General features: G+C 37.0%; 13 protein-coding genes. 3 read left to right on the top strand and 10 right to left on the bottom strand.

What is annotated here, in order from left to right; genetic code table 11:
• Positions 1-61: 61 nt before the first annotated feature.
• Positions 62-1243 carry an MFS transporter gene (locus DEU40_RS12555; protein WP_110010204.1) on the top strand — a complete coding sequence of 394 codons (1182 nt, stop codon included), beginning with the start codon at positions 62-64 and terminating at the stop codon, positions 1241-1243.
• A 77-nt stretch (positions 1244-1320) separates the two neighbouring features.
• On the opposite strand, the gene DEU40_RS12550 is transcribed toward DEU40_RS12555, so the two are convergent.
• Positions 1321-2292, bottom strand: coding sequence for a YpdA family putative bacillithiol disulfide reductase (locus tag DEU40_RS12550; protein WP_110010146.1), 972 nt, complete (start codon positions 2290-2292; stop codon positions 1321-1323).
• A gap of 130 nt (positions 2293-2422) precedes the next feature.
• Between DEU40_RS12550 and DEU40_RS12545 the strand changes: the two genes are divergently transcribed.
• Positions 2423-3064, top strand: coding sequence for a hypothetical protein (locus DEU40_RS12545; protein ID WP_110010145.1), 642 nt, complete (start codon positions 2423-2425; stop codon positions 3062-3064).
• 76 nt (positions 3065-3140) lie between these two features.
• Here the strand turns inward: DEU40_RS12545 and DEU40_RS12540 are convergent, their stop codons facing one another.
• The 9 genes from DEU40_RS12540 to DEU40_RS12500 all read right to left on the bottom strand — a co-directional run bounded on the left by DEU40_RS12540 (position 3141) and on the right by DEU40_RS12500 (position 12851).
• Positions 3141-4454, bottom strand: a complete 1314-nt coding sequence (locus tag DEU40_RS12540) for a glycosyl transferase family 1 (RefSeq protein ID WP_110010144.1) — start codon at positions 4452-4454, stop codon at positions 3141-3143.
• Positions 4455-4511: 57 nt separating this feature from the next.
• Positions 4512-4826: a GIY-YIG nuclease family protein gene (locus DEU40_RS12535; RefSeq protein WP_110010203.1), complete on the bottom strand. Its 315-nt coding sequence runs from the start codon at positions 4824-4826 to the stop codon at positions 4512-4514.
• A 49-nt stretch (positions 4827-4875) separates the two neighbouring features.
• Positions 4876-7416 carry a YfhO family protein gene (locus DEU40_RS12530; RefSeq protein WP_110010143.1) on the bottom strand — a complete coding sequence of 847 codons (2541 nt, stop codon included), beginning with the start codon at positions 7414-7416 and terminating at the stop codon, positions 4876-4878.
• Between the two features lie 31 nt (positions 7417-7447).
• Entirely contained in the window at positions 7448-7678 is a 231-nt protein-coding gene (locus DEU40_RS12525) for a hypothetical protein (RefSeq protein ID WP_110010142.1), read from the bottom strand.
• Between the two features lie 63 nt (positions 7679-7741).
• Positions 7742-8791: a DUF6263 family protein gene (locus DEU40_RS12520; protein WP_110010141.1), complete on the bottom strand. Its 1050-nt coding sequence runs from the start codon at positions 8789-8791 to the stop codon at positions 7742-7744.
• A 15-nt stretch (positions 8792-8806) separates the two neighbouring features.
• Entirely contained in the window at positions 8807-9928 is a 1122-nt protein-coding gene (locus DEU40_RS12515; protein ID WP_110010140.1) for a serine hydrolase domain-containing protein, read from the bottom strand.
• A 3-nt stretch (positions 9929-9931) separates the two neighbouring features.
• Complete coding sequence (gene rlmB / locus DEU40_RS12510; protein WP_062674398.1) at positions 9932-10681, bottom strand: 23S rRNA (guanosine(2251)-2'-O)-methyltransferase RlmB; 750 nt, start codon at positions 10679-10681, stop codon at positions 9932-9934.
• 113 nt (positions 10682-10794) lie between these two features.
• Complete coding sequence (locus DEU40_RS12505; protein WP_110010139.1) at positions 10795-11268, bottom strand: DinB family protein; 474 nt, start codon at positions 11266-11268, stop codon at positions 10795-10797.
• Positions 11269-11516: 248 nt separating this feature from the next.
• Positions 11517-12851, bottom strand: coding sequence for a peptide-N-glycosidase F-related protein (locus tag DEU40_RS12500; protein WP_110010138.1), 1335 nt, complete (start codon positions 12849-12851; stop codon positions 11517-11519).
• 235 nt (positions 12852-13086) lie between these two features.
• Here DEU40_RS12500 and DEU40_RS12495 point away from each other — a divergent pair, with 235 nt between their 5' ends.
• On the top strand, positions 13087-14394 hold the full coding sequence (locus DEU40_RS12495) for a hypothetical protein (RefSeq protein ID WP_110010137.1): 1308 nt from the start codon (positions 13087-13089) through the stop codon (positions 14392-14394).
• The last annotated feature ends 116 nt before the right edge of the window (positions 14395-14510 follow it).

Genomic DNA, 14510 nt, shown 5'->3' with positions numbered 1-14510 from the left:
TATTGTGAGATTAATTAACGTATATACGAGTTCTTTCAAAGGACTCTCGCAGGAGAGTTGGATGCTGGCGTTGGTAATGCTCATCAACAGGGCCGGCTCTATGGTACTTCCGTTTCTGGGAGTTTATATGACGAATCATTTGCATTTCAGTATTGAAAATTCCGGAATTGTACTGAGCTTTTTTGGAATAGGTTCGGTTATCGGATCATGGCTTGGAGGTATGATTACGGATAAAATAGGAGAGTACAGGGTGCAGAGTCTGAGTTTGCTGCTCAGCGTTCCTTTATTCTGCTTGATTCCGCTTTTTACAACAGAAGCCGGATTGGCAGGAATTATTTTAGCCCAAAGTATTGTAAGTGAAACGTTCCGTCCCGCAAACTCGGTGGCGATTACTAAATATGCAAAACCTGAAAATATTACCCGTGCTTTCTCGCTCAATCGTATGGCCGTCAATCTTGGGTTTTCCATTGGTCCTGCACTGGGTGGTATTTTGTCGGCTATTTCTTATGAATTTCTGTTTTTCAGTAATGCACTGGCTGCTTTGCTGGCGGGATTGATGTATATCTGGTTCTTTAAAAACCGGGCACGATTAGCTAAACTGAAAGCAAAAAAGGTAAAAGAAGCTATTATTATTAAAAAAGAAAGTTCACCCTACCGCGACAGTAAATTCCTTATTTATTGTGTATTCTGTATGCTGTTTTCCATATGTTTCTTCCAGCTGTTCAGTACCCTGACGATATTTTATAAGGATACAGCTCATCTGAGCCAGCAGAATATCGGATATATTCTGGGATACAGCGGTTTTCTGATTGTACTGCTCGAAATGGGACTGGTACAGATTGCTGAGAAGTATTTTACTTTAGCTTTTACTATGCTGATCGGGACTTTCCTGTGTGGTATTTCCTATGCCATGCTCGCTTTCGATTACAGTCTGATTACCCTTGTGCTGTCTATGACATTGCTTTGCGTGGGAGAAATATGGACACTTCCTTTTATGTCAACGATTACGGCATTACGTTCGGGAGAGAACAATAAAGGCGCTTACATGGGACTGAACGGAATGTCATTTTCCATTGCGTTTATTGTAACACCTTATATAGGAACACTGATAGCAGAAAAATTAGGTTTCAATACATTATGGATCGGAACAGGAGTTCTGGCGGCAGTTATCGCTATTGGTTTTTATTTTATCGTTCCATGGATGCTTAAGGATAAAAATAAGGTAGAAAAAGAGATGATATAGCGCTTTTGATTAAAAGCAAAAAGTTTCGGGCAATTTCGTAGAAATTGCCCGAAACTTTTTTTAATATCTGTAATCATTTACGATGAATATCTGGAAAGAATCGAATTAATAATCATATTGGCATGAATTCTTGAATTTTCAATGAACCAAAGGTGAGTATCTTTTCCCCCGCAAACTACTCCTGCAAGATAGAGATTAGAAATATTAGTTTCCATAGTTTCAGGATGGTAAAATGGATTCAGGCAGTCTCCGTTGAGTTCTATTCCTGAATTTTTCAGAAAATCAAAATCAGGAAGATAGCCTGTCATGGCCAGTACAAAATCATTGTCAATTTCATGAATAGCTCCTTTCATATCTTTAAAAACAACAGAATTTTCTTTAATTTCGATCATTTCTGCATTAAAATGAGCTTTAATGCTGCCCTCTGCAATTCTGTTTTCAATGTCTGGTTTTACCCAATATTTTACACTTTTGGAAATCTCAGCATGACGGACAATCATCGTTACATCAGCTCCTTTTCTGTACGTTTCCAGGGCTGCATCTACAGCAGAATTACTGGAGCCTACCACCACAATTTTCTGCCTTGCATAGGGGTAAGGTTCCGTATAATAATGTTTAACCTTCGGAAGGTCTTCACCCGGAATATTCATCAGGTTAGGAATATCATAAAACCCCGTAGCAATGACTACATTTTTAGCCTGATAATTTGCTTTGGTGGTTTTGATCTCAAATATCTCATCCTTCTTTGAAACGCTCAGAACTTTTTCATACAGGTTAATATTCAGGCTTTTTTGTCTGGCAATTCCCTGATAGTATTCCAGAGCTTCCTGCCTTCCAGGTTTTGGAGCAGTAGAAATAAAGGGAATCTCATCAATTTCCAGCTTTTCAGCAGTGGAGAAAAAACGCATGTACAAAGGATAATTGTACAGTGAATTGACAATGGTTCCTTTTTCTATGATTACATGACTAAGATTGTTTTTTTGAGCTTCAAGGGCGCAGTTCAGACCAATAGGTCCGGCCCCGATAATCAGAATGTCCAATATTTCCATCTAACAAATGTACGATGTAATTTTTAAAATGAGAAGCCGAAACCTCTTAACCTTCATCGTCTTTATCTCTTTAGATTATGTATCGCTTGGCATCAGTTTTGGTGTTTTTATCTATTGCAAAATGTAAAATATGAAAAAATTACTGATCGCGGTATTCATTTTGAGCCTTATTACAGCCTGTAAGAAAGAGGCCGGGAAACCTGTTCCTAACGAAATAGATTCTATTGCACAAAATAAAACAGACACTGCAGGTACGGTTCAGACCCATGCGGATAAAGAAGCCGCTTTAAAGTTGGCTAATGATGAGGTTTTGAAAGCACTGAAAGATAAAGATTATGCAACTTTTGCCTCCTTCATTCACCCGCAAAAAGGGATCCGTTTTTCAATGTATGCTTTTGTTAATCTGAAAGAAGATAAACATTTTTCTAAAGCAGATTTTGAAAAATACCAGCCTACTAAAACCTTGTTTACATGGGGGACACAGGATGGTTCAGGAGATCCTTATAAAGCAACCATCAACGATTATCTTGGCAAATGGGTTTTTTCTAAAGACTTTACAGCTTCACAATATTCAGTGAATAAATTTATCGGCGGAGGAAACTCTCTGAATAATTTAAAAGAGATTTATCCTAAAGCTGATTTCACGGAAAATTATGTCAAAGGAACCGAAAAATCCGGTAATATGGATTGGAAAACGGTTCGTTTCGTATTCGAAGAATTTGAGGGTAAATACTATCTGATTGCCGTTGTGAATGACCAGTGGACGATATAGAAGTTAGAAGTTAGAAGTTAGAAGTTGTCGACTGGAATAAACTTCCAGCTTCCAGCCTCTAACTTCCTTTCTTTTTTTATTTCAAAACTTCAGTCAGCTGTTGAGTAAGATTTTTTCTTGAGAACTGCTCAATATGCTGGGTGTTTTCAAGAAGACTTCCGTTTTTCCAAAGATTGAATTTTTCAAGAATAAAGCTCTTGACTGCTTCTGTATCCTGATAACTGAAATGTTTTCCTGCCTGCGTCTCTTCCAGAATTTTTGCCACATCCGCTTTGTCAGGACCGAATGAGAGAATCTGTTTTCCCGAAGCCAGGTATTCAAATATTTTTCCGGGGATAATTCCTTTTGAAGATTCATTTGGGAAATTGGTGATCAGAAGCAGATTGGAATTCTGCATCTCTTCTACGGCTTTTCCATGAGCAAGATATCCAAGGTTCAGAATATGATTTTTGAGACTTGAATTTTCGATGGATTGTAGGATTTTATCATCTATTCTTCCTACAAATTTTAATTTAAAATCAGCGGCAAATTCAGCGTTTTCTTTGATAAGTTCATCAAGAGCTTTCCAAAGATTTTCGGGATTTCTGAGCTGTTCAAGAACCCCGATATAACTTAGAGTAAATGCTTGTCCAATTTGCAAATTGGGCTTTTCGCTATTTTGCCCTTCTGCTTTTTTACCGGAATCACTTTCATCAAATCCATTGGTAATACAAACGGCATTGGCTCCTGCTTTCCTAAAGTTTTCCGCATCAGTATAACTTGTAGCCAAAGTGATGTCTGCATTCTTAAATACAGCACTTTCCAGCTGCCGGTGTTTTTTATCTGAACTTTTAGTTAATTTCAGATGTTTGTAGTAGGAAATCTCTGTCCATGGATCACGGAAATCAGCAACCCATTTCAGGTCCGGCATTTTATTTTTAAGCCCTAAACCAATCAGATGCAGAGAGTGTGGCGGACCGGAAGTAACGATGGTGTCTATTTTATTTTCTTTCAGGTATTTTTCCAGAAATGTAACGGATGGTTTTACCCAAAAAACTCTGGCATCAGGAATGAAAAAATTACCTCTTACCCAAATTGAAAGTTTAGATTTCCAACTTTGGTTTTTGCCTACATCAAATTGTCCGGCTTTGAATTTTTTATTGCTCTTATTCAGTTTTTCAGCCAGCTGATAAGGTTCCCAGATTTTGGTTCTTACCATCTCGATATTTTCCGGAATATCTTTCATCAATGTTTCGTCCAGCAATGGATAGCTTGGATTTTCCGGAGTATAGATGATAGGTTTCCAACCAAAATCAGGTAGATATTTTGCAAACTTCAGCCATCTTTGAACACCAGGACCTCCCGCAGGAGGCCAGTAATAGGTGATAATCAGTATTTTTTTCTGTTCCATTTGCTTAGCTTAAATACTTTCTGTCATTCTGAACGAAGCGAAGCGCAGTGAAGAATCTCACGCTATCTCTTCATTGAGAAATTTCCAATCTGGATTGAATCCATTAATTAAGTTTTCTTTCTTTTGTCTGGTCCAGCCTTTTATTTGTTTCTCTCTATTTATTGCTGTCTCAATGTCACCAAAATGTTCAAAATATATTAAATAAAAGCATTTATATCTTGAAGTGAAGCTTTTTTCAATAGCTTCAGGGTTTTTATGCCAATATAATCTGTTCTTTAAATCGTTGGTAACCCCTGTGTATAATACTGTTTTTATTTTATTAGTCAGTATGTAAACATAGTAATTATGAGTGGCTAACGTTTCATTTGAGATTCTTCATTACGCTATGCTTCATTCAGAATGACATACTGCAATAATTATTTTAAGCATTCTGTTCAGCTACAATCTCTTTTTTCTTGTTCTTATTCATCCAGAAAAGCCCAAATGCAGCCAACAGGATAAATAATCCGAATGAAAGAAGAGAAAGCCATTTTCCTTTTTCAATCACTTCAGGTTCAAAAACCATTCTGATATGGTGGTTTCCTGCCGGAACATGTACGGCACGAAGCAAATAATCTGCTTTGATATAAGGAACTTCTTTCTCGTCTACTAACACTTTCCATCCATGAGGATAATAAACTTCAGAGAATACGGCCAATTGAGGTGTTTTCGACTGAGATTTAAATTCAAGTTCGTTAGGCTGGTATTTCGTAAGATTGATGAATGCGGTAGAATCTGCCTGAACAGGTTTGTTATCAAAATATGATTTGTCAGATGAAGCAATGACAGCTGTTTTCTTGTTGTCAATAGTCCCGATCGCTTTTATTTCCTGATTAGGAGTATCCACAAATTTTAAATCACTTACAAACCATGCATTGCCATTAGCTTTAGGATTAGGAACAACCTGTGGCTGCTCAGGACCTCCGAAAACCATGTATTTGGCATTCAACAGGTTTAATACATTAGGTGTTTTTACACTATCAATACTATTGATGTATTCATTCAGTACATCGTCATATCTTCTTAATTTTACAGCGTGATAACCACCGATGGAAGCCTTAAAATAGGAGGTATTGGTTTCGCTGGTAACTCCTAATGTCTGGTTGTAAATTCTGTAGTGTGTTTTGTCTTTCTCAGCAATAGTCTCCAATGTTTTGTTGATGTTGACATTGGATAAAATAGATTCAAGATTTGGATTTCCCTGTACTTTTTCAGCCAGCAGATCTGAACTTTCTGTCTGGAAAGGATTTTCAGCAAAGATTTTATCTACATAGTTTTCATCGTTTAAGTAACGTTTGTTTACCGACCAAAGATCAAATAAACTTACAAGCCCAATCACTACCAAAGCAATATTCTGATTAAGCTTTTTCTTTAAAGTTAAGAATAGAGCTGCCGCAGTAATCGCTACATAAATGAATGCTTTTATGGCATCTATTCTGAATAATTTATATCTTTCATCTACAAGATAATCAAGCAGGAAAGGAGGGAAGTAGGTTTTCTCGTTTTCTGTAGCAAAACCTAACAATGATTTTCCAAAGATTAAAAGAATCAATAAAAATCCTAACGTTCCACCTCCTACATACATCAGAATTTTCTGCTTATATTCTTCAGTCAACTTTTCATCTGTAAAGAATCTGTATAATCCCAAAATGGCAATTAATGGGAATAATAACTCTACTACCACTAAGATTGAAGAAGGAGCTCTGAATTTATTATAGAACGGTACATAATCGATAAAGAAATCCGATAATGGCATAAAGTTACTTCCCCAGGCCAGTAAAATGGTCAGGATGGAAGCTCCTAAAATCCAGTAACGGTATTTTTTCGAGGCAAAAAAGAATCCCAATAAAGCAAGAAAACAAACAATTGCTCCCTGATAGGCAGGTCCTGAAGTTCCCGGCTGGTCTCCCCAGTAAGTAACCCCGCTGAAACCTTTGGAAATTCTGTCCATTTCAGCCTGTGAACCCACATTTTCCTGAACCAGCTCCTGAACTCTGTTCATGATTTCTTTTCCCTCGGGTTCCTGGCTTCCGCCTCCCATTAATCTTGGAATGAAAAGGTTTAACGTTTCCAGTTGCCCGTAGCTCCACATCAGCATACTCTCTTTGTCCATTCCGGATTTTCCTGAAGTATGGCTGTCGGAATTTAAAATCTGCTTTCCACGAACCGTTTCTTTTACATATTCTGAATTGGCCATGATTCTTTGTGAATTCATTCCAACCCCGATAACACATGACGCTGCGATAATTCCTGATGAAATAAGGAAGTGCTTCATCGGTGTTTTTTTCTGGATGGCTCTGATCAGTTCAGAAAGGAATAAGAATCCTAAAGCAAGAAACAGATAATAGGTCATCTGCGGGTGATTGGCAGCGATCTGAAGCCCCATAAAAAGGGTAGTGACGATGAATCCCCAGATGTATTGTTTCCTGATATACACCAGTAAAATTCCGGCTAACAGCGGTGCGAAATATTCAATGGTATTTACTTTACCATTATGTCCGGCTGCAATAATGATATAAAAATAAGTCGAAAGTCCGAAGAAAGTAGCTCCCAAAAGAGCATATTTCCAGTTTCTGACCACTACCATTCCCAAAAGGAAAAAACCTGCAAACAGCAGGAAGAGATAATTAACCGGCCTTGGCAGGAAATTCAGATTGCTGTCGATTTTTTTGATGATATCACCTTTAAACTGGCTTCCCATCTGATAAGTCGGCATTCCCCCAAACATGGAGTCACTCCAATAGGTTTCATTTCCGGTATTGGCTCTATAGTCGAGCAGTTCTTTTGCTCCTCCTCTGTACTGTACGATATCATGCTGGAAAAGCTGTTTTCCTGAAAATACAGGAGTGGAATATAAAAATGCTAAAACTATAAATACTACTAATGAAATTGCAATATAAATTAAGTTTTTATTTTTTGCCATGCTGGTTATTATCTTTTATTTCTTGGAATTTTTACCTTTTGTCATTACTCTCTTTCACCTCTTCGTAGTCTACCGTTTCTGCATCCCACTTAAGGTTCTTTTTGTTATTCTTATTCGAGTTGTTGATGTCCTGCTGCCCGTTGTTTTGATTATTGTTATTAAAACGGTAACTATAGAATGTCTTAAAGAAAATTCTTTTCAGAATATTCCAGACAAAGAAAATAATAATGGCAGTGAGTACTAACTCAAGAATGTACTTCATAATTTTTTTGTTTAAAGTTCAGGGTTTAACATGTGAACTTTAAACCCTGAATGTTTATTCAAGTTATTTAGCAGATGGGTTGACCATTACCGAAGAATTGGAAATACTTTTCATAGACTGAGACTGTTTTCCATCGGAAATGGTTTCTATCTGAGTGGTTTTTACGTTGATATTCTGGTTGGTTATCCATCCTGTGCTTTCGTCAAACTTAATGGTTCCGTTCTGAACAAGCTCACTGCTCAGGCTGTGGGTGATAGGTCCCTGAGTTTTCTTTTCTGTTTTCTTGGGAATACCTCCGGTTACTGCAATTTCTGCAGCTCCGTTTCCTAAGCTTTTCATTACATAATTGGAGGTTACTTTAACGGCTCCGCTGGCGTCAGCATTTTCAGAAGTTGACCATTTTTCTCCGATTTTAACTCCTTTTTTAGGAATAATCATCAGGTTTTTATGGAACTGGTCTTTCAGTACTTTTTCGTTGAATGACTGCTTAAGGCTTGCTACTACGCTTGCTTTTTCATTGGCATCTTTGATAAGTGTACCAACTGCGTTACCTACTTTTGTGTAAACAGCATCAAATCCTGTAATAGAAATCACATTCCCTTTTGTATCCATCTTCATCTGAAGTTTGTTTCCGGTAAGCGCTTTGTTGACGTTCCAGATCATTTTAAGATCATCTTCTTTAGGAAGAGGAAGTTTGGTGTCTACTACTACCGTTTTTCCCTGTGCCGACTGAGAACTTCTCTTTGCTACAAGGTTAAGGGTCATTTCATATACGTTTCCTTTGATGTCATCCACTACAAAATTCATTTCATCTGTAGATTCGCTGGTAGCGGTGATGGATTTCCCCTGAGGGTCAGTCATAGTCTTCACATCTCTCTGATAAGTGGTAAGAGGATATGTTTTACCTTTTTCCAGCTTGAAAGTCTGTGTAATAACTCCCGCAGAATCTTTGATAGCCGGGTTTTCTGAAACTTTCGCTACAGAATCAGCAGGAACTTCTACCGTTACTGTTTTTCCGGTTTTAGGATCTACTTTCGTTATTTTTGCTGTTTCTTTTTTACAAGATACAAGAGCTATTGATGATATAAGCGCAAGCGCTGCAATGTTCTTCATTTGATTTTTTTAACTTTATTTTTTACTACTGTTTCTTAATATATTATCTGCAATATCATGCAGTTTCCCCTGGGATTCTCCATCCGATTCATTGGAAAGTACTACGACTCCCATGTTTTTTGATGGATATATCTGAAGTACGCTTGAAAAGCCAAATGTACCTCCTGTATGATAAACAGTTTGCGTTCCGTCTTCATAAGTGTGCAGCCTCCAATACAATCCAATGCCATCTCCTTTACTATTTACAAGAGGAGTATGGGATGCTTTTACATACATATTACCCTCATCCAGATGATACTGCATATATTTCACGAGATCCTCCGTGGTGGACATAATTCCACCGGCAGGAGCAAAGATTGTTGTGAAATTTTTCGGCATTATCTTTCCTTTTTCGTTATAACAAGTCAATAGCTGTGCAGAATTCGTACCAACAATGGTCTGATTCATTTCCAATGGCTTTGTAATATACTCTGAAAGGAGATCTGCATAGCTTTTATGGTACACTTTTTCCAGGATATCCCCCGTAATTTGTGTTCCGACATTGGAATATTTATATTCTGTTCCGGGTACAAAATCCACTTTAGCCTGATGAAGATCCTCATAAAAATTCTTTTTTGAATAGTTCTTATAAAAATCAGACAGTGCGAGAGCGACAGAGTCCATCGGTTTTTTGAATGTTTCAGACTGATCCGGTAAAAACTGAGGCAATCCTGATGAATGATTGGTTAGATTACCGATCGTTATCGGATGTTTTTCAAATTCAAGGTTAGGATAATTTCCATCCAGATATTTTCGAATATCATCATCCGTTTTGATTTTTCCATCTACTAAAGCATGAGCCAGAAGTGTTCCTGTAAATGTTTTGGTGATGGATGCAATCTCGTACAGGCTTTTAGAGGTTGGAAGTTCTGATTTTCCTATTTCTGTTGTCCCATAATTATAAAAATAACTTTTACCATCTTTAAAAATGCCTATTGAAATTCCTACACGTGCAGGATCCTGCATATAAGCAACAGCTTCTTTCTGAACCATCTTATCAAGATCAGTGGTAAGACGGTTGTCTGTTGCTATTTTTTTTGTCTGGGCATTAAAAACCAACGGGACAAAAAATAAAAGTAAAAGTGATTGTATTTTCATGGTTTATGGATTGGGTATCACTGACATTTTCTGTCTTACCGCTTCATACAAAATCGCTCCACATGCTACAGAAACATTCAGAGACTGGGTTTTTCCTTCAATAGGAAGTTTTATTTTTTCATCAGCATGATGCAATACTTCTTTAGAAATTCCGGTTTCCTCATTTCCCATAACGATAGCACATGGCTCAGTCATATTTACATCATAGATTAACTTCTGAGCTTTTTCGCTGGCTGCATATACGGAAATTCCGCTTTGCTGAAGGAAGTCTACCGTGTGGGCAAGATTGTTTTCCTTACATATTTTGATATTATAGATTGCTCCGGCAGAAGTTTTTATCGCATCGGAATTGATAGGAGCAGCTCCTTTTTCAGGAATAATAACTGCATCTATTCCTACGCATTCCGCTGTTCTGCAGATGGCTCCAAAGTTTCTTACATCGGTAAGTCTGTCCAGAATTAAAAGGAAAGGTGTTTTGCCCTGCTCGAATAACTGTGGAACAATATCCTCCACTTTATGAAACGGTACGTCCGAAATAAAAGCAACCACACCCTGGTGGTTTTTTCTTGTAAAACGGTTCAGTTTTTCAACCGGAACATAATTGGGACGGATTTTATTTTTCGCTAAAATGGCTTTTAATTCAGCATAAATAGGACCCTGAAGTGCATTCTGCACAAAGATCTTGTCAATCGTTTTTCCCGCTTCAATTGCTTCAATCACGGGACGTAGCCCGAAAATAAAATCGTCTTTCATTGAAAATGTATTATATAGTTATAGAGTGAATGGTCAATCGTGAACTTTACTTTGTAAGTCAATTGGTTGGATGCCTATTCACTTCTGACCATTGACTTGCGTAGCAAGATTCACTATCTCCCTTTCTCTCCTAAAATTGCTCTTTTTTGTGCCATCACATATCCATAGTGAAGGGTTTCGTGCATATTGTTGAAGATGATGGCATCCTGAATGCTTTTCAGATCCATTCCGAAACTTGTGGTGTAAGGAGTGTAGTCTGAGAAGAAATCACTGTCATAATCCTTCATTAAAATCTTTGAAGTTTCGGTAAGTAAAAATTCTAAATCTTCCACTTCTGATTTCTGAACATTTAAGTTGGGCAAAGTCCCTTTCTTATAGGTTTCAATCCAATACTTGTCTATACGGAAAGGATTTCCGCTCAGGTAATAGTGCAGTAGCTGCTGTGTGGCAACAGTATGGGCAATATTCCAGTAAATATTGTTGTTGAAACCATCCGGAATCAGGATCAGATCTTCATGAGATGTGTTCTGAAGGATATCTAAAAGGTTTTTTCTTACCTGTCTGTGTGCTTGAAAATGATAATTCATTTTGCAAAATTTTTAATCACCAAAAATAGTTTAATAAACTGGAAATGACAATTTTTTTGGGTAGAGGATTGAAGTTAAAATTTTTTAACTATTGAAAAAAAGAGTGAATTAAGGTGGTTTTTTAACAAATTCTTATCGAAATCGGAATGTTTTTATATTAAGCTGTGCAGGATGGTTAATATAAAAACCCTCCTGAGGGAAGTTTCAGAGAGGGTTTTGTTATTTTGTTTTTAAAAGATGTGTTAAAGTTACTTTTTTATGATTTTGTGTTTAAAGGCAGTTCCGTCTTTTAAAACAATATGTAAAAAATAAACTCCTGTGCTGTATGAGGAAAGATCTATTCTGTTCTCTTTATAAGTTTCGGAAAGTTTTCTTCCTTCCATATTGAAAAGGCTTATTGAGCTGACCTCTACTTTTGATTTTACATTCACAAAGTCAGCAGTAGGGTTGGGGTAAATATTCACATCCACTGTTTTGATCTCTTTTACATTCAATGCTGTATTGCTTTTTCCTTGCATATAAACGGATAGCATGACATATCCCTGCTGTTGGTTGAAAACTGCAGTTGGAATTGTGTGTTTCAAAGTATGATTACCTGCAGTTAAGTTGGGTAATGTAAATTCTCTGATGGGAACAGAATTTCCGGGACACCAGTTATTCCATGAAGTCCAGTCAGCAAAAGTTTTAGGAGTAGAACCATAGATTCCGTTTCCTTGAGTATTGTATACACGGTACGGTTCACATGAAATACCTCCGGGAGTATAGGTGAGTACTTGTACGTCATCTATATAGGTGTAATTTTGTCTTCTGATATATTCTTCACCACCACTGTTAGCGCCATGAGGAGTTGATATTACGAAGAAGCGGGCATTGGTAACAGGGTCTGGAAGATTAAAAGTGACAATTCTAACGGTTTCCCCGGTAACATCAGTGTTGTTATAGTTGTTAAGGGTGTTATAACTTAATATAGGTACAATGCTGTTGGTGTCTGTAGGAGTGGCTCCTGTATCCGTTGAGAAAAAGGTAAGAGTTCCTGAAAAAACATCAATTCTGTTTGCACAGCCTGAAACCTGCGTTTGTGCTGCATAGGGAACCCCGAAAACATCCAGTTCCATATAGAGATCATACATGCTGCGCAATGTTGTGTCATGGAATATGCTGTATAAATTGCTGACATCATAAGTATAAGGAACTTCAGAAGGAGTCCTGTTTTTATTCATGAAAGGAGTAATATATCTGCCTATTTCAATTCTTTTGACATTAGTGTCATTGATTGTATAAGTAGTTTGGTTTTTAGGAACCATTGCTAAGAAGACTTCTCCAAGACGGTCATAATTGTCACATAAAGGAGCAATGGTTACACGCATAGCAATTTTAGCTTTAAAAGCATCTAGTTCTACATCAGTAAGTTTTCTGGTATACCTGGCATTCGTCAGTCTTGTCAAACCGGCAGGTACAGGGTTGGATACCATAGTAGCATAGCCATCGTAGTATACTGCATCTGAAATTATATTGGTCATTGTCGTTTGGGCGAAAACGAGATGGGTAATCAAAAAACTGGAAAAGAATAGCTTTTTATACATGTTATTGATGTTTAGTGTAAATATATGAAATATGTATTGAAATTACTTTTAATTTATTTTATTTTTATGTCTTGTTATTGTTTTGTTGTTAAATGTGTATTGTTTTTAATATCGGATGTGTTTTTGTTTAAATTTTTTTTTGCGTTGAATTAAATAATGAAATATTTTTTTTATTGCTATAATCATAGTATTTATTATTAAATTAGCATGGTATACCAGATTAATGTTATTAATAATGAAAAGATTTTTACTTTTAGCTTTGTTTTTTGTAGTAGTGGTGATTAACGCCCAAATCAATATCAATATTGGGAGTCCAAATGTTGGTGTTGCTCCTATAAGCAGTTTTTTTTCCTATTCTTATGTACAGCAGATATATCCTAAGCAGGAAATTAACGCCAATGCTGCAGGCAATATTACAGGGCTTACATTTTATGTGGATCCTTCCTCTACAATTACTGAATCTTCAAACTGGACGGTATATCTCGGACATACGTCAAAAACTGCCTTTGCTTCCGGTACAGACTGGATTCCTGCAGCACAGTTGAGTCAGGTGTTCACAGGAGCCGTAAGCAAGAATAATAATAAAGTTGAAGTTGTTTTTACAACACCATTTACTTATAATAATGTTGATAACCTGGTTGTTGCAGCAAAAGAGAATTCTCCGAATATTGATATCAATAATTTTGATGAAGCCTTTCATGTATATCCTCATATCCCTTATTCAACTCTGTATTATAAAGGAGATCGTGCAATAGTGAATATTGCATCTCCTCCTGGAGGAATTAGAGCGGATTATAAATCGTCAGTTACAGTTTCTGGTCTTACATCAAGTGCAGCTCCTGCCTGTCCTTTTGTTGTTTATCCAGTAAATAATGCTCAGAACATCTCTTTGTTGCCTAATTTCAACTGGCTTCAGGTTTCTGGTGTTACATCGTATAAAGTTTCATTGGGAACAAGCTCTGGAAGCTCTGATATTATTAATCAGCAAACCGTATCCGGAAATAACTTTACCCCTTCCATGGCACTTACAGCCGGAACAACTTATTATTTAAAAGTAACATCAGTGTCGGGGAATACAGAATCCTCAGGATGTTCTGAACTTGTTTTTAAGACTGTTCCTCCAATACCTGTAAACGATGCATGTACTGGAGCATTGCAGGCATTGGTATTTCCCTATTCTTATACTCAGAATGATGCTGTATCGACCACTAATAATGCCGGAAATATAAGCGTATGTACAAGTAATGGAGACACAGGAATGAATGATGGGACATGGTTTAAACTGACTGGTGATGGCAGTCAGTACACTATTAAAGTGACTATGCCTTCAGGCAGCAGCTATGATCCGCAGATAGGTGTATATAGTGGCAGCTGTAGTAATTTGTCATGTACAGGAACTGTAGACAATGGTGGCGGAGGTGCTGCGGAAACCCTTACGATTACCACAGTATCAGGAACAGAATATTTTGTAAATGTCGGAGCGTATGAAGATACTACTGATGCTCCTGAAAATATATTCACCATTACAATAACCAAGCTTTAAAATTAAATAATCAAGTTTCTGATTAAAAATAAAAATGTTGCAAAAGTGATTTTGTGACATTTTTTTATGGATAATGAGAAGAAAAAACGGGATTGTTTTATGAAGGGAATTTGAAT

This window comes from Chryseobacterium sp. AG844, assembly GCF_003182335.1.
Lineage (GTDB): Bacteria > Bacteroidota > Bacteroidia > Flavobacteriales > Weeksellaceae > Chryseobacterium > Chryseobacterium cupriresistens.
The sequence above is the reverse complement of the archived record's forward strand: the minus strand, read 5'-3'. Positions and strand labels throughout refer to the sequence as shown.

Bases quoted from the DNA above. Each gene is read 5' to 3' on its own strand.
- DEU40_RS12555 (WP_110010204.1), top strand. From the start codon at position 62: ATGCTGGCGTTGGTAATGCTCATCAACAGGGCCGGCTCTATGGTACTT.
- DEU40_RS12550 (WP_110010146.1), bottom strand. From the start codon at position 2,292: ATGGAAATATTGGACATTCTGATTATCGGGGCCGGACCTATTGGTCTG.
- DEU40_RS12545 (WP_110010145.1), top strand. From the start codon at position 2,423: ATGAAAAAATTACTGATCGCGGTATTCATTTTGAGCCTTATTACAGCC.
- DEU40_RS12540 (WP_110010144.1), bottom strand. From the start codon at position 4,454: ATGGAACAGAAAAAAATACTGATTATCACCTATTACTGGCCTCCTGCG.
- DEU40_RS12530 (WP_110010143.1), bottom strand. From the start codon at position 7,416: ATGGCAAAAAATAAAAACTTAATTTATATTGCAATTTCATTAGTAGTA.
- DEU40_RS12525 (WP_110010142.1), bottom strand. From the start codon at position 7,678: ATGAAGTACATTCTTGAGTTAGTACTCACTGCCATTATTATTTTCTTT.
- DEU40_RS12520 (WP_110010141.1), bottom strand. From the start codon at position 8,791: ATGAAGAACATTGCAGCGCTTGCGCTTATATCATCAATAGCTCTTGTA.
- DEU40_RS12515 (WP_110010140.1), bottom strand. From the start codon at position 9,928: ATGAAAATACAATCACTTTTACTTTTATTTTTTGTCCCGTTGGTTTTT.
- rlmB (WP_062674398.1), bottom strand. From the start codon at position 10,681: ATGAAAGACGATTTTATTTTCGGGCTACGTCCCGTGATTGAAGCAATT.
- DEU40_RS12505 (WP_110010139.1), bottom strand. From the start codon at position 11,268: ATGAATTATCATTTTCAAGCACACAGACAGGTAAGAAAAAACCTTTTA.
- DEU40_RS12500 (WP_110010138.1), bottom strand. From the start codon at position 12,851: ATGTATAAAAAGCTATTCTTTTCCAGTTTTTTGATTACCCATCTCGTT.
- DEU40_RS12495 (WP_110010137.1), top strand. From the start codon at position 13,087: ATGAAAAGATTTTTACTTTTAGCTTTGTTTTTTGTAGTAGTGGTGATT.